At 59.7% G+C, this 19,343-nt stretch carries 13 protein-coding genes and 1 pseudogene; 5 read left to right on the top strand and 9 right to left on the bottom strand.

Going from position 1 to position 19,343, the window contains the following annotated elements:
- Positions 1 to 5: 5 nt before the first annotated feature.
- From PSH65_RS10615 to PSH65_RS10600, 4 genes are all read right to left on the bottom strand, one after another.
- Entirely contained in the window at positions 6 to 242 is a 237-nt protein-coding gene (locus tag PSH65_RS10615; protein WP_007907781.1) for a DUF1653 domain-containing protein, read from the bottom strand.
- A gap of 98 nt (positions 243 to 340) precedes the next feature.
- The gene (gene fadA / locus PSH65_RS10610; protein ID WP_007933190.1) at positions 341 to 1,516 is read right to left on the bottom strand and encodes an acetyl-CoA C-acyltransferase FadA; all 1,176 of its coding nucleotides are present in this window, start codon (positions 1,514 to 1,516) and stop codon (positions 341 to 343) included.
- Positions 1,517 to 1,546: 30 nt separating this feature from the next.
- Positions 1,547 to 3,694: a fatty acid oxidation complex subunit alpha FadB gene (gene fadB, locus PSH65_RS10605; protein ID WP_305426169.1), complete on the bottom strand. Its 2,148-nt coding sequence runs from the start codon at positions 3,692 to 3,694 to the stop codon at positions 1,547 to 1,549.
- Positions 3,695 to 4,214: 520 nt separating this feature from the next.
- On the bottom strand, positions 4,215 to 4,652 hold the full coding sequence (locus PSH65_RS10600; RefSeq protein ID WP_305426168.1) for a hypothetical protein: 438 nt from the start codon (positions 4,650 to 4,652) through the stop codon (positions 4,215 to 4,217).
- A gap of 104 nt (positions 4,653 to 4,756) precedes the next feature.
- Here PSH65_RS10600 and PSH65_RS10595 point away from each other — a divergent pair, with 104 nt between their 5' ends.
- Positions 4,757 to 5,194: a universal stress protein gene (locus tag PSH65_RS10595; protein WP_030128421.1), complete on the top strand. Its 438-nt coding sequence runs from the start codon at positions 4,757 to 4,759 to the stop codon at positions 5,192 to 5,194.
- Between the two features lie 191 nt (positions 5,195 to 5,385).
- Here PSH65_RS10595 and PSH65_RS10590 read toward each other — a convergent pair whose 3' ends face one another.
- Positions 5,386 to 7,308 carry an ATP-binding cassette domain-containing protein gene (locus tag PSH65_RS10590; RefSeq protein ID WP_305426167.1) on the bottom strand — a complete coding sequence of 641 codons (1,923 nt, stop codon included), beginning with the start codon at positions 7,306 to 7,308 and terminating at the stop codon, positions 5,386 to 5,388.
- A 213-nt stretch (positions 7,309 to 7,521) separates the two neighbouring features.
- On the opposite strand from PSH65_RS10590, the gene PSH65_RS10585 reads away from it, so the two are divergent.
- A complete protein-coding gene (locus tag PSH65_RS10585; protein ID WP_305426166.1) occupies positions 7,522 to 9,450 on the top strand; it encodes a transglycosylase SLT domain-containing protein in 1,929 nt (642 codons plus the stop codon).
- A 79-nt stretch (positions 9,451 to 9,529) separates the two neighbouring features.
- Here PSH65_RS10585 and PSH65_RS10580 read toward each other — a convergent pair whose 3' ends face one another.
- A complete protein-coding gene (locus PSH65_RS10580) occupies positions 9,530 to 11,314 on the bottom strand; it encodes an ABC transporter transmembrane domain-containing protein (protein ID WP_305426165.1) in 1,785 nt (594 codons plus the stop codon).
- Positions 11,315 to 11,581: 267 nt separating this feature from the next.
- Here PSH65_RS10580 and PSH65_RS10575 point away from each other — a divergent pair, with 267 nt between their 5' ends.
- A complete protein-coding gene (locus PSH65_RS10575; RefSeq protein ID WP_305426164.1) occupies positions 11,582 to 11,761 on the top strand; it encodes a PA1571 family protein in 180 nt (59 codons plus the stop codon).
- A gap of 174 nt (positions 11,762 to 11,935) precedes the next feature.
- Here the strand turns inward: PSH65_RS10575 and pdxB are convergent, their stop codons facing one another.
- The gene (gene pdxB / locus PSH65_RS10570; protein ID WP_305426163.1) at positions 11,936 to 13,078 is read right to left on the bottom strand and encodes a 4-phosphoerythronate dehydrogenase PdxB; all 1,143 of its coding nucleotides are present in this window, start codon (positions 13,076 to 13,078) and stop codon (positions 11,936 to 11,938) included.
- 180 nt (positions 13,079 to 13,258) lie between these two features.
- Between pdxB and PSH65_RS10565 the strand changes: the two genes are divergently transcribed.
- A complete protein-coding gene (locus PSH65_RS10565; RefSeq protein ID WP_305426162.1) occupies positions 13,259 to 14,668 on the top strand; it encodes an MATE family efflux transporter in 1,410 nt (469 codons plus the stop codon).
- A 165-nt stretch (positions 14,669 to 14,833) separates the two neighbouring features.
- Here PSH65_RS10565 and tusA read toward each other — a convergent pair whose 3' ends face one another.
- Both tusA and rlmM read right to left on the bottom strand, forming a co-directional pair.
- Positions 14,834 to 15,085 (bottom strand): sulfurtransferase TusA, encoded by a 252-nt coding sequence (gene tusA / locus PSH65_RS10560; protein ID WP_007907805.1) that lies wholly within the window; start codon positions 15,083 to 15,085, stop codon positions 14,834 to 14,836.
- A gap of 185 nt (positions 15,086 to 15,270) precedes the next feature.
- Positions 15,271 to 16,345 (bottom strand): annotated as a pseudogene (gene rlmM, locus PSH65_RS10555) (23S rRNA (cytidine(2498)-2'-O)-methyltransferase RlmM).
- A 221-nt stretch (positions 16,346 to 16,566) separates the two neighbouring features.
- Here rlmM and acnA point away from each other — a divergent pair.
- The gene (gene acnA, locus PSH65_RS10550; RefSeq protein WP_305426161.1) at positions 16,567 to 19,308 is read left to right on the top strand and encodes an aconitate hydratase AcnA; all 2,742 of its coding nucleotides are present in this window, start codon (positions 16,567 to 16,569) and stop codon (positions 19,306 to 19,308) included.
- The last annotated feature ends 35 nt before the right edge of the window (positions 19,309 to 19,343 follow it).

Here is a 19,343-nt window from a genome sequence, read left to right as displayed (position 1 = left end):
TCCCCTTATGGCTGCGGAAAAACGCTCGGTTCGGCTTGCACCAAAGCAAAGCGTGGCACCTGTTCGCCGTCAACCTCGACCGACTCCAGGAACATGCTCAAGGGGCGCACCCAAAAGCCGTAATCGCCATACAGGGCTTGGTAGAAGACCACTTCCTCTTCGGTTTCCGAATGCCGCGCAACCGCGAATACGCGGTACTGCGGACCTTTGTAATGTTCGTAGAGCCCAGGTTGTATCGGCATGCTTTGGCCCTCACTCAAATTTTTTTAAAATAAAAACAAAATAAATCCGGAAAAACAAAAACCGGGGCACTTGGCCCCGGCTTCCATCAGCGAAACGCTTAAACGCGTTCGAAGACGGTGGAGATGCCTTGGCCGAGACCAATGCACATGGTAGCCACCCCGAAGGTGCCGCCATTCTGCTTCATCACGTTCAGCAAAGTGCCGGAGATACGGGCACCGGAGCAACCGAACGGGTGACCCAGGGCGATCGCGCCGCCGTGCAGGTTAACCTTCTCGTTCATCTTGTCGAGCACTTTCAAATCTTTCAGCACTGGCAGCGCCTGTGCGGCGAAAGCTTCGTTAAGCTCGAAGAAGTCGATATCGTTGATACCAAGGCCCGCGCGCTTCAGTGCTTTCTGCGTTGCCGGTACTGGACCATAGCCCATGATCGCCGGGTCCACACCCGCCACGGCCATCGAACGAATCACCGCCAGCGGCTGGATGCCCAGGTCTTGGGCACGCTGCGCCGACATCACGATCATGCACGAAGCACCGTCGGTGATCTGCGACGAAGTACCGGCTGTCACGGTGCCGCCCTTCGGATTAAACGCTGGCTTCAGAGCCGCCAGGCTTTCCAGGGTGGTTTCCGGACGAATGGTTTCGTCGTAGTCGAACAGTTTCAGGAAACCGTTCTCGTCGTAGCCCTGCATAGGGATGATTTCGTCTTTGAACTTGCCTTCCACAGTCGCCTTGTGGGCGAGCTGGTGGGAGCGCACGCCAAAGGCGTCCTGTTGTTCGCGAGTAATGCCGTGCATTTTGCCGAGCATTTCTGCGGTCAGGCCCATCATGCCCGAGGCTTTCGCCGCGTACAGAGACATGTGCGGGTTCGGATCGACACCGTGCATCATGCTCACGTGACCCATATGCTCGACGCCACCCACCACGAACACGTCACCGTTACCGGTCATGATCGCTTGCGCGGCGGTGTGCAGAGCACTCATCGACGAGCCACACAGACGGCTGACGGTCTGGCCGGCCGAGGTGTGCGGGATCTGCGTCATCAGGGACGCCATGCGGGCGATGTTCCAGCCCTGCTCCAGAGTCTGGTTCACACAGCCCCAGATCACGTCTTCGACTTCGCTCGGGTCGACCTTGACGTTGCGTTCCAGCAATTTGCTGATCAGGTGCGCCGACATGTCTTCGGCGCGGGTGTTGCGGTGCATGCCGCCCTTGGAGCGGCCCATCGGCGTACGACCGAAGTCGACAATCACGACGTCTCTAGGATTCAAGCTCATATACGTTCACTCTCGCTCTAGTGTGGGCGCTTAACCAAAGAAGCTCTGGCCGTTTTTGGCCATTTCACGCAGCTTCGCGGTCGGGTGGTACAGCGCGCCCAAATCAGCGTACTGGTCAGCCAGGGCAACGAACTCTGCAACACCGATCGAATCGATGTAGCGCAGCGCACCGCCACGGAATGGAGGGAAACCAATACCGTAGACCAGGCCCATATCTGCTTCGGCGGCGGTTTCGACGATGCCGTCTTCCAGGCAACGCACGGTTTCCAGGCACAACGGGATCATCATCCAGTTGATGATGTCTTCGTCAGTGACTTCGAGCTGTTGGAAAACGATCGGCTTGAGCACTTCCAGCACCGAAGGATCGGCGACTTTCTTCTGCTTGCCGCGCTTGTCGGTCTCGTAGGCGTAGAAGCCCTTGCCATTCTTCTGGCCCAGGCGCTTGGCTTCGTAGAGCACGTCGACGGCCGAACGGCGATCGTCCTTCATGCGATCCGGGAAGCCTTCAGCCATGACGTCACGACCGTGGTGACCGGTGTCGATACCGACCACGTCCATCAGGTACGCCGGGCCCATCGGCCAGCCGAATTTTTCCATGACCTTGTCGATGCGGACGAAGTCCACGCCGGCGCTGACCAGTTTGGCGAAACCGCCGAAGTACGGGAACAACACGCGGTTGACCAGGAAGCCCGGGCAGTCGTTGACGACGATCGGGTTCTTGCCCATTTTCTTGGCGTAGGCAACGGTGGTGGCAACGGCCACTTCGCTGGACTTCTCGCCACGGATCACTTCAACCAGCGGCATCATGTGCACCGGGTTGAAGAAGTGCATGCCGACAAAGTTTTCCGGACGCTTGAGGGCTTTGGCCAGCAAGGTGATGGAAATGGTCGAGGTGTTGGACGCGAGGATGGTGTCCTCTTTGACCTTGCCTTCAACTTCGGCCAGAACGGCTTGCTTGACCTTCGGGTTCTCGACCACGGCTTCGACGACCAGGTCGACATGACCGAAATCACCGTAGGAGAGGGTCGGACGAATGCCGTTGAGCACTTCGGCCATCTTCGCCGGGGTCATGCGACCTTTTTCAACGCGGCCAACCAGCAATTTGGCGGCTTCGGCCAGACCCTGCTCGATGCCGTGCTCGTTGATGTCCTTCATCAGGATCGGCGTACCTTTGGAGGCCGACTGATAAGCGATACCGCCACCCATGATGCCGGCGCCCAATACGGCAGCCTGCTTCACGTCCTTGGCGATTTCGTCGTAGGCCTTGGCCTTTTTCTTCAGTTCCTGATCGTTCAGGAACAGACCGATCAAGCTCTGCGCGGCAGAGGTCTTGGCCAATTTGACGAAACCGGCTGCTTCGACTTCCAGTGCTTTGTCGCGACCGAAGTTCGCGGCTTTCTGGATGGTCTTGATCGCTTCGACCGGCGCCGGGTAGTTCGGTCCCGCCTGGCCGGCCACGAAACCTTTGGCGGTTTCAAACGACATCATTTGTTCGATGGCGTTGAGCTTGAGTTTTTCGAGCTTCGGCTGACGCTTGGCCTTGTAGTCAAACTCACCGGAGATGGCGCCCTTGATCAGATTCAGCGCCGCTTCGTGCAGCTTCTGCGAATCGACCACGGCATCGACCGCACCGACTTTCAGTGCGTCTTCAGCGCGGTTTTCCTTACCGGCAGCAATCCACTCGATGGCGTTGTCGGCACCGATGATGCGCGGCAAACGCACAGTACCGCCGAAGCCCGGGTAGATGCCCAGCTTGACTTCCGGCAGACCGATTTTAGCGGTGCTGGCCATGACGCGGAAATCTGCCGCCAGGCACATTTCCAGACCGCCACCCAGCGCGATGCCATTGATCGCGGCGACAGTCGGGACGTTGAGGTCTTCGAAATCGCTGAAAATCTTGTTGGCTTCGAGGTTGCCAGCAACAAGCTCTGCATCCGGCAGCTTGAAGTTGTCGACGAATTCGGTGATGTCGGCGCCGACGATGAATACGTCCTTGCCACTGCTGACGATCACACCCTTGATCGAAGCATCTGCCTTGATGGTGTCTACAGCCTGACGCAGTTCGTTCAGGGTAAGACGGTTGAACTTGTTGACGGACTCACCCTTGAGGTCGAATTTCAATTCGACGATGCCACTTTCAAGAGCCTTAACCGTGATGGCTTTACCTTCGTAAATCATCAACTGATCTCCACGATATGGAAGCTGAACAGTACACGTCGGACGCAGGCGACTGGCTCGGCAAGGACGCTTATCGTCGATGCTACGCCAATTCACCCGGCACACCCGCCAACGCGATAGTCGGGATTCTGTAGGAGCGCTCTGTAATACAAACGCTCAATTCATACGCCCGTTTGATTTGGGTATGTCACCTTCACGGAATTTCCGGCAATTGTCAATCGCCCAAAATACTGGTTGAAACGCGACTTTCCGGTCACTTCCGTACCACGAAGCCCTGCAACACGCTGATGCATGTGAGGTCATTCATAGAATCAATAGTTAGAAAAATCGCCCTAATTAGCGGCAGCCTGTGTTTAACAAGCTACGCTGGCGGGACCCTGAAGAAAAAATTTGAACGCTTTTGACGAATGCCCAGCGTAAGATCAATGCCACATAGAATTACCGGCCTGCCTGGCCAACCTCAGCCCGATGATGATGTCGGGCTTTTTATTACCTTCTGTAGCAGTTGCCGATCAGGGGTTCAGGCGAGTGCTTTGAGCGTGGCATCGATCTGTTGCAGAACCTCGGCCTCGCCCTTCTCGCCCCAATACAGGGCAATCATTTGCTTGTCTGCTTCGACCTTGTAGACGTTGGCAGGCAATTTTTCGAAATGATTCAGCAGCATCCCATCCTCACAGACCTCCTGCCACTGATTGACCCACACGCCTGGCGCCTTCTGCCAATAACTCCAGCACGCCGGTCGCGTGCCACGGCGCGGCCGATGGTACTGGGCGCAAGGGCTCGGTGGCTCCTGGCTCAGCCAATGCGGCCATTCCTGAGGCGCCAGCTGCATGGCCAGGCCAATGCGCCGTGCCTCCATGCGCAGGGCTATGCGCCCGCTCTGAGCACGAGAGGGTCGCAACCAGGCCAGCGGACTCAAGACCACCAGCAGGATTGACACCACTATCCAGACCGTCATATGTGTACTCCCGATTCTTGATGAGCCCATTGAGTCACTTTGAAACCAATGCGCTTGAAACCAGCCATACTTACCAATATTGCAATCCTCAGGAGGTGCACCTCATGCCCTACCACCATATTCTGGTCGCTGTAGATCTAACCGAAGAGTGCGATCCTGTCATCCACCGCGCCCGCGAACTCTCGGTGAGCAATGGCGCGAAGCTGTCCCTGGTGCATATCGTCGAACCGATGGCGATGGCCTTTGGTGGCGACGTACCGATGGATCTTTCCCAGTTGCAACAGCAACAGTTCGATCAGGCCAAAGAGCGCCTTGAGCGATTGATCGTGAAATACCCGGAACTCTCCAAGGAATACAGCCACTTGACCTACGGCCAGCCGCGCCAGGAGATTCATCACCTCGCCAAGGAGCAAACGTGCGACCTGATCGTGGTGGGCAGTCATGGTCGACATGGCCTGGCGCTGTTGCTCGGCTCCACCGCCAATGACGTGCTGCACGGCGCGCCTTGCGACGTGCTGGCGGTGCGCCTGATCAAAAGCTGATAACACGGAACAATGTGGGAGCGGGCTTGCTCGCGAAGGCGGACATTCAGCCAGCATGAATGTTGAATGTAAGTCCCTCTTCGCGAGCAAGCCCGCTCCCACAGTGAATCCATGCCGGCCAGTAGATCGCATTTCATACGAAAAGCCCGGCGCTCATCACTGAACGCCGGGCTTTTTTATCGCCGGATCAATCAGGCATCCAGCTCGGCCCAGCGCTCGACCATCACGTCGAGTTCAGCCTGCAACTGCTCCAGCTGAGCGATCACCGCAGCCGTTTCGGCAGCAGGACGCTGATAGAACCCGGCATCCGCCATCTGCGCTTCAACCACTGCGATCTGCTGCTCCATGGCTTCGATCTGACTCGGCAACATTTCCAGCTCACGCTGCAACTTGTAGCTGAGCTTCTTTTTCGCCGCCGGCGCTGGTGTTTCCACTGCAACCACCGGCGCAGGTTCAGCCGTCACGACAGCCGAGTTCAGGTCGGCCTTGCCGGACTTGCTCTCGGTCACGCCCAGCAGGCGCGGCGAGCCGCCCTGACGCAGCCAGTCCTGATAACCACCGACGTATTCGCGAACCTTGCCTTCGCCTTCGAAGACCAGGGTGCTGGTGACCACGTTGTCGAGGAATGCCCGGTCGTGGCTGACCATCAGCACGGTGCCGTTGAAGGTCAGCAGGACCTCTTCCAGCAGCTCGAGGGTTTCCACGTCCAGGTCGTTGGTCGGTTCGTCGAGGACCAACAGGTTCGCCGGTTTGCTGAACAGTTTGGCCAGCAACAGACGGGCACGCTCACCACCGGACAGCGCCTTGACCGGGGTGCGGGCACGCTGCGGGCTGAACAGGAAGTCGCCGAGGTAGCTCAGCACATGGCGGCTCTGACCATCGATATCGATGAAATCGCGACCTTCGGCCACGTTGTCGATCACGGTTTTTTCCAGGTCCAGCTGATGGCGCAACTGGTCGAAATAGGCCACGTCGATGCGCGTCCCCTCTTCCACTTTGCCGCTGGTCGGCTGCAGACCGCTGAGCATCAGCTTCAGCAGCGTGGTCTTGCCGGTACCGTTGGCGCCGAGCAGACCGATACGGTCGCCGCGCTGCAGGACCATCGAGAAATCCTTGATCAGGAACGGACCGCCCGGGTGAGCGAAACTCACGTTCTCGAGGACCATCACCTGCTTGCCGGACTTGTCGGCGGTATCCAGCTGAATGTTGGCCTTGCCGGTGCGTTCACGACGCTCGCTACGCTCAACGCGCAGGGCTTTCAGGGCGCGGACGCGACCTTCGTTACGGGTGCGGCGAGCCTTGATGCCCTGACGGATCCAGACTTCTTCCTGGGCCAGTTTCTTGTCGAACAGCGCGTTGGCGGTTTCTTCAGCAGCCAGAGTCGCCTCTTTGTGCACGAGGAAACTGGCGTAGTCGCCGTTCCAGTCGATCAGGCCACCGCGATCCAGCTCCAGAATGCGCGTCGCGAGGTTCTGCAGGAATGAACGGTCGTGCGTGATGAACAGCACGGCGCCCTGGAAATCCTTCAGCGCTTCTTCGAGCCAGGCAATGGCGCCGATGTCCAGGTGGTTGGTCGGTTCGTCGAGCAGCAGCAGATCCGGTTCGGAAACCAGGGCCTGGGCCAGCAGGACGCGGCGACGCCAGCCGCCGGACAATTCGGCAAGGGTCTTGTCGGCCGGCAGTTGTAAGCGGCTCAAGGTGCTGTCGACCAGTTGCTGCAAACGCCAGCCGTCGCGGGCTTCGAGGTCGTGCTGGACATGCATCAGCTTGTCCAGGTCGGCGTCGGTGACAATGTTCTGGCTCAGGTGGTGATATTGCGCGAGCAGCTCGCCGACACCGTCCAGGCCTTCGGCAACCACGTCGAACACGGTCCGCTCGTCGGCGACCGGCAATTCTTGCGGCAATTCGCCAATCTTTAGGCCAGGTGCGCGCCAAACAGAGCCGTCATCAGGCTTCTGGTCGCCCTTGACGAGCTTCATCATGCTGGACTTGCCAGTGCCATTGCGGCCGATGATGCACACCCGCTCACCACGGGCGATCTGCCAGGACACCTTGTCCAACAACGGCATAGCGCCGAAAGCAAGGGACACATCGCTGAATTTGAGCAGGGTCATGAGCTTCTCCAAAAACCGGGCGCGCATTCTACCTGAGTTGAGGCTTCAGAAGGCCGGCAATTTCAATGTCGAAGCACTCTGCACAACAATTGTTGCGAACTTGTGCTGGCAGCTCGGCAAAGCTTTCACCCGCTGCTGGCAAAAGGCTAAGCTACAGATAATTCAGTGCTGCTCTTGCTGGCACTTGTCCTGATTTCTTTGCCCGGACGTCTCATGCGCAGTCGCCTTTTCAATCTTTTTTCGTGTTTGCTTCTTACAGCCGCTGCCGCTCAATCCGCCCAGGCGGTGGACCTGTCCACGCAACGCCAGTATTACGATGAAGCCAAGCGTGCCTTGGCCAAAGGCGATTCCGGCCCTTATTTCCGTTACAGCCAGGCCCTGAGCGATTATCCGCTGGAGCCCTATCTGGCTTATGACGAACTGACCGCGCGTCTGAAAACCGCGAGCAATGCCGAAATCGAGAAATTCCTCGCCGAACACGGTGACCTGCCGCAAGCCAACTGGATGAAGTTGCGCTGGCTGCGCTGGCTGGCCGAACGCGGCGATTGGGCGACCTTCGTCAAATATTATGACCCCAAGCTCAATTTCACCGAACTGGACTGCCTGAACGCGCAGTATCAGATCAGCCATAACCGCAAGGCCGAAGGGTATGCCAACGCCGACAAACTCTGGCTGAGCGGCAAAACCCAGCCCGAGGCATGCGATACGGTGTTCGGAATGTGGGCCGCCGAGGGTCAACTGACTGAACAGAAACGCTGGGAGCGCACCAAGCTCGCCGCCCAGGCACGCAACTATCCGCTGGCCAACAGCCTGATCAATGGCCTGACGACACTCGCCCCGCGGGGTCGCTTGCTGGTGGACGTGGCGCAGAAACCCGAGCTGCTCAATCAACCGTCGCGTTTTACCCCGGCCGATGAACCGATGTCCGACATCGTCAGCCTCGGCCTGCGCCGCCTGGCCCGTCAGGATCCGGACAGGGCCATGGCCCTGCTCGACGGTTACGCCAGCAGCATGCACTTCTCCCGCGACGAAAAAGTCGCGATTGCCCGGGAAATCGGGCTGACCCTCGCTCGTCGTTTCGACAGCCGCGCGCTGGACGTAATGACCAAATACGACCCGGAGCTGCGGGACAACACCGTTTCCGAATGGCGTCTGCGCCTGCTATTGCGCCTGGCCCGTTGGGACGATGCCTATCAGTTGACCCGCCGCCTGCCTCAGGATCTGGCCACCACCAACCGCTGGCGTTACTGGCAGGCTCGCAGCCTGGAGCTGGCGCAACCACAGAATCCGGAAGCACAGACGCTTTACAAGGGCCTGGCTCGCGAGCGCGACTTCTACGGTTTCCTGGCGGCCGATCGCTCGCAATCCCCCTATTCGCTGAACAACAAACCGCTGGTGCTCAGTCAGGCGCTGATCAACAAGGTACGCAACACCCCCGGCATACGACGCGCCCTGGAATTCCATGCGCGCGGGCAGATCGTCGACGGTCGTCGCGAGTGGTACCACGTCAGCCGGCACTTCAGCCGTGACGAAATGGTCGCCCAGGCGAAACTGGCTTACGACCTGAAATGGTATTTCCCGGCGATCCGCACCATCAGTCAGGCGAAGTACTGGGACGACCTGGACATCCGCTTCCCGATGGCCCACCGCGAAACCCTGGTCCGTGAAGCCAAGGTCCGTGGCCTGCATTCGAGCTGGGTATTCGCCATCACCCGCCAGGAAAGCGCCTTCATGGCCGATGCACGCTCCGGCGTCGGTGCCAGCGGCTTGATGCAACTGATGCCGGGCACCGCCAAGGAAACCGCGCGTAAGTTCAGCATTCCCCTCGCTTCGCCGCAGCAAGTATTCGATCCGGACAAGAACATTCAGCTCGGTGCCGCTTACCTGAGCCAGGTCCACAGCCAGTTCAACGGCAACCGCGTCCTCGCCTCCGCCGCCTACAACGCCGGCCCCGGCCGCGTACGTCAATGGCTGCGTGGCGCCGATCACCTGAGCTTCGATGTGTGGGTGGAAAGCATCCCGTTCGACGAAACCCGCCAGTACGTGCAGAACGTATTGTCGTACTCGGTGATCTACGGCCAGAAGCTCAACTCACCACAACCGTTGGTGGATTGGCATGAACGGTATTTTGACGATCAATGAGCCTGCTTTGGAACGCTGACAAAAATGCCCGCATCGATTGATGCGGGCATTTTTTTTGGTGCTCTACTGGGTCGGTTACTTAGTCGGTTACTTGGTCGGTTGAGGCATGGCGCCCATCACTAAACTGCAACGCCGCCAGCCGTGCGTACAGTGCATTACTCGCAATCAACTCCTGATGCGTCCCCACTGCCACCAGTTTTCCTTGGTCCATCACTGCAATTCTGTCGGCGTTTTTCACCGTGGCCAGTCGGTGGGCGATGACCAGTGTGGTGCGATTTTTCATCAGGCTGGGCAGGGCTTGCTGGATCAGGTGTTCACTCTGGGCGTCGAGGGCGCTGGTGGCTTCGTCCAGCAACAGGATCGGCGCATCCACCAGCAGCGCCCGGGCGATGGCCAGGCGCTGGCGTTGCCCGCCGGACAAACCGAGACCAGCGTCGCCGAGGTGAGTCTGGTAGCCGTTGGGCATTTGCTCGATGAAGTCGTGGGCATAGGCGATTTTCGCGGCTTCCTGGACCTGAGCCAAAGTCGCCGTCGGGTGACCGTAGCGAATATTCTCTTCGATGCTGCCGAAGAACAGCGTCGGGGTTTGCGAAACGAGGGCGAAGCAGCGACGCAGGTCCAGAGGATCGAGTTGGGTCAACGGCACGCCGTCCAGCAGAATGCGTCCTTCGGAGGGGTCGTAAAAGCGCAATAGCAGGTCATACACCGTCGACTTGCCGGCACCGGACGGCCCCACCAATGCAAGGGTTTCGCCGGCATTGATCGTCAGATTCAGACCATCGACGGCACGGCTTTGCGGACGCGACGGGTAGGAAAAACATACATCTTGCAGCACCAGGTCGCCCTTCACCCGTTCGGGCAAAGTCACCAGACCCTGGGTCGGTGGCTGGATGATGTTTTCCGAACGCAATAACTCGGCAATCCGTTCCGCCGCCCCTGCTGCACGCTGCAGTTCGCCGATCACTTCACTCAACGTGCCGAAGGCACCGCCGACGATCAGGCTGTAAAAGACAAACGCTGCCAGCTCACCCGCGGAAATCCGCCCGGCGATGACATCCATGCCGCCGACCCAGAGCATCACCCCGACCGCGCCCAACACCAGCAGGATCACCAGGGTAATCAACCAGGCCCGCTGGAAGATGCGCTTGCGGGCAGTGTTGAAAGCCTCTTCCACGGTCGTGGCAAAACGCTGCTCGTCCTGAACCTGATGGTTGTAGGCCTGCACGGTTTTGATCTGACTCAGGGTTTCGGAGACATAGCTGCCGATGTCGGCAATCCGGTCCTGGCTCAGACGCGACAGCGTGCGCACCCGACGACCAAAAATCAGGATCGGCGCGACCACCAGCGGCAACGCGACCACCACGATACTGGTGAGTTTGGGGTTGGTGATAAACAGCAGGACAATCCCGCCGATCACCATCAGCCCATTACGCAGGAACAGCGACAGCGAAGAGCCGATTACCGATTGCAGCAGCGTGGTGTCGGCGGTCAGCCGCGATTGGATCTCAGAGCTGCGGTTGTCTTCATAGAACCCCGGATGCAGGTAGACCAGATGGTTGAACACCCGACGACGGATGTCGGCGACAACGCGCTCGCCGATCCACGACACCAGGTAAAACCGTGCAAAGGTGCCAATCGCCAGACCAATCACCAGCAGCATGAACACGCCGATGGATCGGTTGAGCAAATGCGGCGACTGGGTCATGAAGCCCTGATCCACCAGCAGGCGAATCCCCTGTCCCATGGACAAAGTGATGCCGGCAGTGACGATCAACGCCAGTAAAGCGCCGAAGGCCGGCCAGCGATAAGGTGCGAGGAAACGGCTGGCCAGACGAATGGCGCGGCGGTGACGGGAAGAGAGCATGAAGATCATCCGATGGCGCAACCAATGGCTTTAACTCGACCAAGCCTACACCGGTCAATGGGATTGAACGCTGTAAATCATAATGAGTCAGGTTAATTATGACCGCCAATACTAGTGGCTAGAGATTATTGGTCTAAAGTCCGGGTGGAAACGTCAGGGTATTTCTGATGGACTGAGGATGCCGACCTGAAAGATCGCAGGGAGTTGTCACAGCCCGGTCACCTGGCGGTTTTACAGTAAGCACACAACCTGATGAGGAGACAGGCCATGTCCTTGCAAAACAGCAGCGATGACAAGATTGAAGTGATCCGCACCAAGCCAGGCCAAGCTCTGGGTTGCTCGATTATTGATAAGGATGGGCGCGAAGTACCGATCACTGAAGACATGATCCAGGACGCTTGCCGCGAACTGGAGAAGCGATTGGTCAAGCCTGCCGAACAAGAGTGATATAGCCACCGTCTTCTTGACCCGGCTCTTTTAGCCGGGTTTTTTATGGGTGTCTTTTGAGGGGGCTGCGCACCCTATCGCGGGCAAGCCCACTCCCACAGGATTACCGCGATTCCAAAATTGACGCATGACCTGTGGGAGCGTGGCTTGCCCGCGATAAGGCCAACCCGGTACTCAGACAGCCGAAGCACCCAACGCCGCCACAATCTGCCGCAACGCCGGCGAATCCCCCTCGATCCGCACCTTCAACCCATCAATCTCCCGCCGCAGCGGATAATGCTTGCGCAGTGCATCGAACGCCGCGCGCTGCTCGCTCACATTGCCTACAAGGCTGCGACGGAAATCCGCGTCATCACGGCGCGGGTCGTACACGCCACGGCACAACATCGCCAGTGCCCAGGCCGGATCGCTGTCGGCGTTCAACGTCACTGCCGACAACCAGGGTGCTGGCAGCAAGTCGCTCAGGTGGACCTGTTCCGGTTGCCCGAGGAGTTCGCAAAACGCTTGATAGATCTGTGCCGTCCCGCGCTGTTTGCCATCGAGGCTGTAACCGGCAATGTGCGGTGTCGCCAGTACACACAACTCTGCAAGCGCCACATCGACCTCGGGCTCAGCCTCCCAGACATCCAGCACCGCTTGCAGATCTTCACGCTGCAACAGCACCTGGCGCAGGGCGGCGTTGTCGATGACCGGGCCACGACTGGCGTTGATCAGCCAAGTGCCAGGCTTGAGCTGGTTCAAGCGGGTTTTATCGAACAGATGCCAGGTCGCCTGAGGGCCCTGCTTGTCCAGCGGAGTGTGCAGACTGATGACGTCGCATTGCTCGATGATCTGCTCGAGGCTGACGTAATCGCCCCCTTCAGCGGCTTGCCGTGGGGGATCGCAGACCAGCACGTTCCAGCCCAGACCTTGCAGAACCTTGACCAGCCGCCAGCCCACTTCACCGGCGCCAACCACACCGTAGGTGCGTTGAGTCAGGTCGGCACCTTCGATTTCGGCCAGGGTCAGCAGGCTGCCCAGCACGTAATCGACCACACCCCGGGCATTGCAGCCTGGCGCGCTGGACCAGGTGATGCCGGCCTGTTGAAAGTAATCCAGGTCCAGGTGATCGGTGCCGATGGTGCAGGTGCCGACAAAACGCACCTTGCTGCCTTCGAGCAATTCGCGGTTGACGTTGGTCACCGAGCGCACCAGCAGCACATCGGCCTGCTCGACAGTGGCGCGGTCGATGGCACGCCCCGGTACTCGGCGGATTTCACCGAAACCTGCGAAGAAGGCATCGAGCAGCGGGATATTTTCGTCGGCAACAATCAGCATGGCAGGCTCCTTTGGCGGATCGGCAGTGTAGGCGCAGATGACACTCTGCGCCTAGCACACATCTTCTGTGAGCTGCTGGGTTGAGGGATTACAAATCGGTAACACAGGATTTTTCCTGACCACTGCGTCAAGGCGTAGAATGCGCCGCCTGCGCATCAAAACCCTTTTGGACGTTTCGCCTTGAATTCCGTGACTGACCGCCCCACCGCTATTTCCCTCAACCGCCCGGCCCGGGTTCGCCTGGAGCTGAAAAACCTGCTCGGCCTGGCGTTGCCGATCATGATCGCGCAGCTGGCGACCACCGCCATGGGCTTCGTCGATGCGGTGATGGCCGGTCGTGTCGGGCCTCGAGATCTGGCGGCCGTCGCGCTGGGCAACTCGATCTGGGTGCCGGTGTTTCTGCTGATGACCGGCACACTGCTGGCCACCACCCCGAAAGTCGCCCAGCGCTTCGGCGCCGGCACGCACAGCGAGATTGGCCCAATCGTGCGTCAGGCCTTGTGGCTGGCACTGGTGGTGGGCTTGATGGCGACCGGCATGCTGTTCAGCGCCGAACCGATCCTGCACATCATGAAAGTCGACCCCGAGCTGATCGGCCCGTGCATGCAGTATCTGCACGGCATCGCCAGCGGCTTGCCTGCCGTCGCGCTCTATCACGTGCTGCGCTGCTTCAGTGATGGCCTGGGTCGCACCCGCCCGGCCATGGTCCTTGGCCTGTGCGGGCTGGCGTTGAATATTCCACTGAACTACATCTTCATCTATGGCCACTTTGGTGTGCCGGCCATGGGTGGCGTCGGCTGCGGCTGGGCCACGGCGATCGTGATGTGGGTGATGGCGTTGGGCATGGCCGGCTGGGAACGCTGGGCGCCAGCCTATCAGTCGAGTGAGTTGTTCAGGCGTTTCGACTGGCCACAGTGGTCGGTGATCAAGCGTTTGCTGGGCATCGGCCTGCCGATCGGCATCGCGGTATTCGCCGAGTCGAGCATCTTCGCCGTGATCGCCCTGCTGATCGGCAGCCTCGGCGCCACCGTGGTCGCCGGGCACCAGATTGCGCTGAACTTCAGCTCGCTGGTATTCATGATCCCCTACTCCCTCGGCATGGCCGTGACCGTACGCGTCGGCCAGGCTCTCGGCCGTGAGGAACCACGGGAAGCCCGCTTCGCCGCCGGTGTCGGCATGGGTACCGCCCTGGCTTATGCGTGCCTGTCGGCGAGCATGATGCTATTGCTGCGTGAACCCATCGCGGCGATCTACACCGCCGACCCGACGGTGATTCAGGTGGCGGCGATGCTGATTGTTTATTCGGCGTTGTTCCAGTTTTCCGATGCGATCCAGGTGACGGCAGCGGGCGCACTGCGGGGTTATCAGGACACGCGGGTGACGATGATCCTGACGCTGTTCGCTTATTGGGGAATTGGCTTGCCGGTGGGTTACGCCTTGGGCCTGACCGACTGGTTTGGCGCACCGAATGGCCCGAGCGGGCTCTGGCAGGGTTTGATCGTCGGCTTGAGTTGCGCGGCGCTGATGCTGTCGATCCGCCTGACGCGCAGTGCACGCAAGCGGATCCGCATCAGTCGTTCGGCGGGTTAAGCGAGCGCAAAAAAGGGCGCCGCGAAACCTGTGGGAGCGGCGGCGCGGCGATCCGACTTGCCCGCGATAGCGATCTAACTGTCACATTTATGTTGAATGTGCCGCCGTCATCGCGGGCAAGCCCGCTCCCACAGGGATTCGCGCTTAACTAATTTTTTGTGCCTGTTAAGCAAGTTTCTTGCGGATCCAATAGAGGTAGGTGCCTGCCTCTTCATGCTGCGCGACCAGTTCGTGATCGAGAAACACGCAGAACTTGGGAATGTCGCGACGGGTCGACGGGTCGGTGGCGATCACCTTCAGCAGGCCGCCGGGCACCAGGTCACGGATGTGCTGGTGCAACATCATCACCGGCTCCGGGCAATTGAGGCCGGTGGCGTCGAGGGTGCCGTCGACCGGCGTATCGATCATTTCACTCATGATTTACTCCTGAAACTTGCCGGCATTGTCGCGCATTGCCGGGTGTCTAGTCACTGGCAGCTGATCGTTCCCACGCTCTGCGTGGGAAGGCATCCCGTGACGCTCTGCGTCACATCCAAAGGCGGAACGCGGAGCGTCCCCGGCGGCATTCCCACGCGGAGCGTGGGAACGATCGGTACACAAAGTCAGCGGGACTTGGGTTTCTTTATATCGAGCCGGCGCAGGTGGCAGGTCACTTCCTCACGGTCGTGATACAGCTGCTTGCAGCCGATCTCGACCCGAATGCCCCGCGCCTTGAACCCGTCGGCAATACGTTCCAGCAAGCGCTTCACTTCGGCATAACGCTGTTTCATCGGCAGCTTGAGGTTGACCACCGCTTCCCGGCAATGCCCCTCGCCAATCCATTCTTCCAGCATCGCCGCGTTGCGCGCCGGTTTCTCGACGATGTCGCAGACCATCCAGTCGACCGGTTGCTTGGGTTTGAAGGTGAAACCGTCGGCCATCAAGTGCTGCACCAAACCGGTGTCCATCAGGCTTTCGGCCATCGGGCCGTTGTCGATGGCGGTCACCAGCATGCCGCGGTTGACCAGTTGCCAGGTCCAGCCGCCAGGGGGCGGCGCCGAGGTCGACGCCGGTCATGTCGCTGTGCAGGCGTTCGTCCCACTGGTCACGCGGGATGAAATGGTGCCAGGCCTCTTCCAGCTTCAGCGTCGAACGGCTCGGCGCTTCACGGGGGAACTTCAGGCGTGGAATGCCCATCGGCCACATCGCCGAATTGTTCGACTCCGCCAGGCCCATGAACACTTCGCGGCCGCTCTTGAAAGTCAGCAGCAGCCGTGGCTTGTGGGCGTCGTCTACCAGTTTGCCGGCCGCCATCAGCGCCTTGCGCAGGTGGACTTCGAATTTCTTGCAGAAGTTCGACAGCTCCTTGCCATCGTTGGTGTCGACCATTTCCAGCCACAGGCTGCCGCACAGCGGGAAGTCGGCCATGTGCGCGAGGATCACGCTGATGCGATCGGTTTCCGGCAGATCAATAAAGATCCCCCGGGCCCACTGGCGCGGGAAGATCAGCTCGGCGAAACGCTGACCACGCATCAGGCGCTCGGCGCCGTCTTCTTCGGTGCAGATGAATTCGGCATAGGCGCTGGCGGTCTTGGCCTTGGCATAACCGGCCACATTCAGCCGCGCGGCATGTTCGGAGATCTCGGAACAGACTTCGCTTTCGAAGCCCGGCCGGCAATGCATAAAGAGGGTGTTCATTCTTACTCCTGGGCAGTTGGCGAAGAATTCAGCCACTGCGCGATGCCCAGACTTGCGTTGAAGCAAAGCCTGTCACGAAAACCGGCGCATGATAGCCGAGATCGGAACCTTGGACTTAACCATAGAGTCCAGTTATTAGCCTTAAGCACCAAACAGGACTAGGTTTAAACCTCTGCCCTTCCCTCCGTCCGTAGCCGTGTGGACTTAAAGGAGTCATTTCAATGCCGTCCCTCGATAGCCTGAAAACCCTTAAAACCTTACAAGTCGACGACAAGACCTACCATTATTTCAGCCTGCCCGAAGCCGCCAAGAGCCTGGGTGATCTAGACAAGCTGCCAATGTCGTTGAAAGTGCTGCTGGAAAACCTGCTGCGCTGGGAGGACGAAAAAACCGTCACCGGCGCCGACCTCAAGGCGATTGCCGCGTGGCTCAAGGAGCGTCGCTCCGATCGCGAAATCCAGTACCGCCCAGCACGGGTATTGATGCAGGACTTTACCGGCGTCCCGGCCGTGGTCGACCTGGCCGCCATGCGCGCCGCCATGGCCAAGGCCGGTGGCGACCCGCAGCGCATCAATCCACTTTCGCCGGTGGATCTGGTGATCGACCACTCGGTGATGGTCGACAAGTTCGCCAGCTCAAGCGCCTTCGAACAGAACGTCGACATCGAAATGCAGCGCAACCACGAGCGTTACGCCTTCTTGCGCTGGGGCCAGAGCGCCTTCGACAACTTCAGCGTGGTGCCACCGGGCACCGGCATCTGCCACCAGGTCAACCTTGAATACCTGGGTCGCACGGTCTGGACCAAGGACGAGGACGGCCGCACCTATGCCTTCCCCGACACACTGGTCGGCACCGATTCCCATACCACCATGATCAATGGCCTCGGTGTACTCGGCTGGGGCGTCGGTGGGATCGAAGCGGAAGCAGCGATGCTCGGCCAACCGGTGTCGATGCTGATTCCGGAAGTGATCGGCTTCAAACTCACCGGCAAGCTCAGGGAAGGCATCACTGCCACCGACCTGGTGCTGACGGTAACCCAGATGCTGCGCAAGAAAGGGGTGGTCGGCAAATTCGTCGAGTTCTACGGCGACGGCCTCGCCGACTTGCCGCTGGCCGACCGCGCGACCATCGCTAACATGGCTCCGGAATACGGTGCCACCTGCGGCTTCTTCCCGGTGGACGAGGTGACACTGGAATACTTGCGCCTGTCCGGCCGCACCGCACAAACCGTGAAACTGGTGGAGGCCTACAGCAAGATCCAGGGCCTGTGGCGCCTGCCCGGCAAGGAGCCGGTGTTCACCGACAGCCTGGACCTGGACATGGGCAGCGTCGAGGCCAGCCTCGCCGGGCCGAAACGCCCACAGGACCGCGTCTCGTTGCCGAATGTTGCACAAGCGTTCACTGACTTTCTCGGCCTGCAAGTCAAACCGACCAGCAAGGAAGAAGGTCGCCTCGAAAGTGAAGGCGGCGGTGGCGTCGCGGTGGGCAACGCCGATCTGATCGGTGAAACGGACTACGACCATGAAGGTCGCACTCATCGGCTGAAAAACGGTGCGGTGGTGATTGCCGCGATCACGTCCTGCACCAACACCTCGAACCCCAGCGTGATGATGGCGGCCGGACTGCTGGCGAAGAAAGCCATAGAGAAAGGCCTCAAGCGCAAACCGTGGGTCAAGAGTTCGCTGGCCCCCGGCTCGAAAGTAGTGACCGACTACTATAAGGCAGCCGGCCTGACTCGCTACCTTGATGAACTCGGTTTCGCGCTGGTCGGGTATGGCTGCACCACCTGCATCGGCAACTCCGGGCCGTTGCCGGAGCCAATCGAAAAAGCCATCCAGAAAGCCGACCTGACCGTCGCCTCGGTGCTTTCGGGCAACCGCAACTTCGAAGGCCGCGTACATCCGCTGGTGAAAACCAACTGGCTGGCCTCCCCGCCTCTGGTCGTCGCCTATGCACTGGCCGGCACGGTGCGCATCGACATCAGCAGCGAGCCCTTGGGTCACGACAAGGACGGCCACCCGGTTTATCTGCGAGACATCTGGCCGAGCACCAAGGAAATCGCCGACGCGGTGACTCAAGTGAACACTGCGATGTTCCACAAGGAGTACGCCGAAGTGTTCGCCGGCGACGAGCAGTGGCAAGCCATCGAAGTGCCGCAAGCGGCGACTTATGTCTGGAGCAACGATTCGACCTATATCCAGCATCCACCCTTCTTCGATGACATCGGTGGCCCTGCGCCGGTGGTCAAGAATGTCGAAGGGGCGAAAGTCCTCGCGTTGCTCGGCGACTCGGTAACCACCGACCACATCTCCCCCGCCGGCAACATCAAGGTCGACAGCCCCGCCGGCCATTACCTGCGCGAGCAAGGGGTGGAGCCACGGGACTTCAATTCCTACGGTTCCCGTCGTGGTAACCACGAAGTGATGATGCGCGGCACCTTCGCCAACATCCGCATTCGCAATGAAATGCTTGGCGGCGAAGAAGGCGGCAACACGATTTACATTCCAACCGGGGAGAAGTTGCCGATCTACGACGCGGCCATGCGTTACCAGGCGTCGGGCACACCGTTGGTGGTGGTCGCCGGGCAAGAATACGGCACCGGTTCGAGCCGCGACTGGGCTGCCAAGGGCACCAACCTGCTGGGCGTGAAAGCAGTCATCGCGGAAAGCTTCGAGCGAATTCACCGCTCCAATCTAGTGGGCATGGGCGTGCTGCCGTTGCAGTTCAAACTGGATCAGAACCGCAAGAGCCTGAACCTCACCGGCAAGGAAACCCTGGACATCCTTGGCCTCACAGGCGTCGAACTGACCCCGCGCATGAACCTGACACTGGTCATCACCCGTGAAGACGGCAGCAAGGAAAAGGTCGAGGTGTTGTGCCGGATCGATACCCTCAATGAAGTGGAGTACTTCAAGGCTGGAGGGATTTTGCATTATGTGTTGCGGCAATTGATTGCCTCGTAACAGCCTGCTGACAACGACACCGCCTTCGGGCGGTG

This window comes from Pseudomonas sp. FP603, assembly GCF_030687415.1.
GTDB classification, from domain to species: domain Bacteria; phylum Pseudomonadota; class Gammaproteobacteria; order Pseudomonadales; family Pseudomonadaceae; genus Aquipseudomonas; species Aquipseudomonas wuhanensis.
Note: the sequence above shows the minus strand (reverse complement) of the source record. Positions and strands in the feature narration are given on the sequence as shown.

Excerpts from the sequence above, each read along its gene's own strand:
- pdxB (WP_305426163.1), bottom strand. The coding sequence starts at position 13,078 with ATGCTGATTGTTGCCGACGAAAATATCCCGCTGCTCGATGCCTTCTTC.
- PSH65_RS10595 (WP_030128421.1), top strand. The coding sequence starts at position 4,757 with ATGCCCTACCACCATATTCTGGTCGCTGTAGATCTAACCGAAGAGTGC.
- PSH65_RS10615 (WP_007907781.1), bottom strand. The coding sequence starts at position 242 with ATGCCGATACAACCTGGGCTCTACGAACATTACAAAGGTCCGCAGTAC.
- fadA (WP_007933190.1), bottom strand. The coding sequence starts at position 1,516 with ATGAGCTTGAATCCTAGAGACGTCGTGATTGTCGACTTCGGTCGTACG.
- PSH65_RS10600 (WP_305426168.1), bottom strand. The coding sequence starts at position 4,652 with ATGACGGTCTGGATAGTGGTGTCAATCCTGCTGGTGGTCTTGAGTCCG.
- fadB (WP_305426169.1), bottom strand. The coding sequence starts at position 3,694 with ATGATTTACGAAGGTAAAGCCATCACGGTTAAGGCTCTTGAAAGTGGC.
- PSH65_RS10585 (WP_305426166.1), top strand. The coding sequence starts at position 7,522 with ATGCGCAGTCGCCTTTTCAATCTTTTTTCGTGTTTGCTTCTTACAGCC.
- PSH65_RS10580 (WP_305426165.1), bottom strand. The coding sequence starts at position 11,314 with ATGCTCTCTTCCCGTCACCGCCGCGCCATTCGTCTGGCCAGCCGTTTC.
- PSH65_RS10590 (WP_305426167.1), bottom strand. The coding sequence starts at position 7,308 with ATGACCCTGCTCAAATTCAGCGATGTGTCCCTTGCTTTCGGCGCTATG.
- tusA (WP_007907805.1), bottom strand. The coding sequence starts at position 15,085 with ATGAGTGAAATGATCGATACGCCGGTCGACGGCACCCTCGACGCCACC.
- acnA (WP_305426161.1), top strand. The coding sequence starts at position 16,567 with ATGCCGTCCCTCGATAGCCTGAAAACCCTTAAAACCTTACAAGTCGAC.
- PSH65_RS10575 (WP_305426164.1), top strand. The coding sequence starts at position 11,582 with ATGTCCTTGCAAAACAGCAGCGATGACAAGATTGAAGTGATCCGCACC.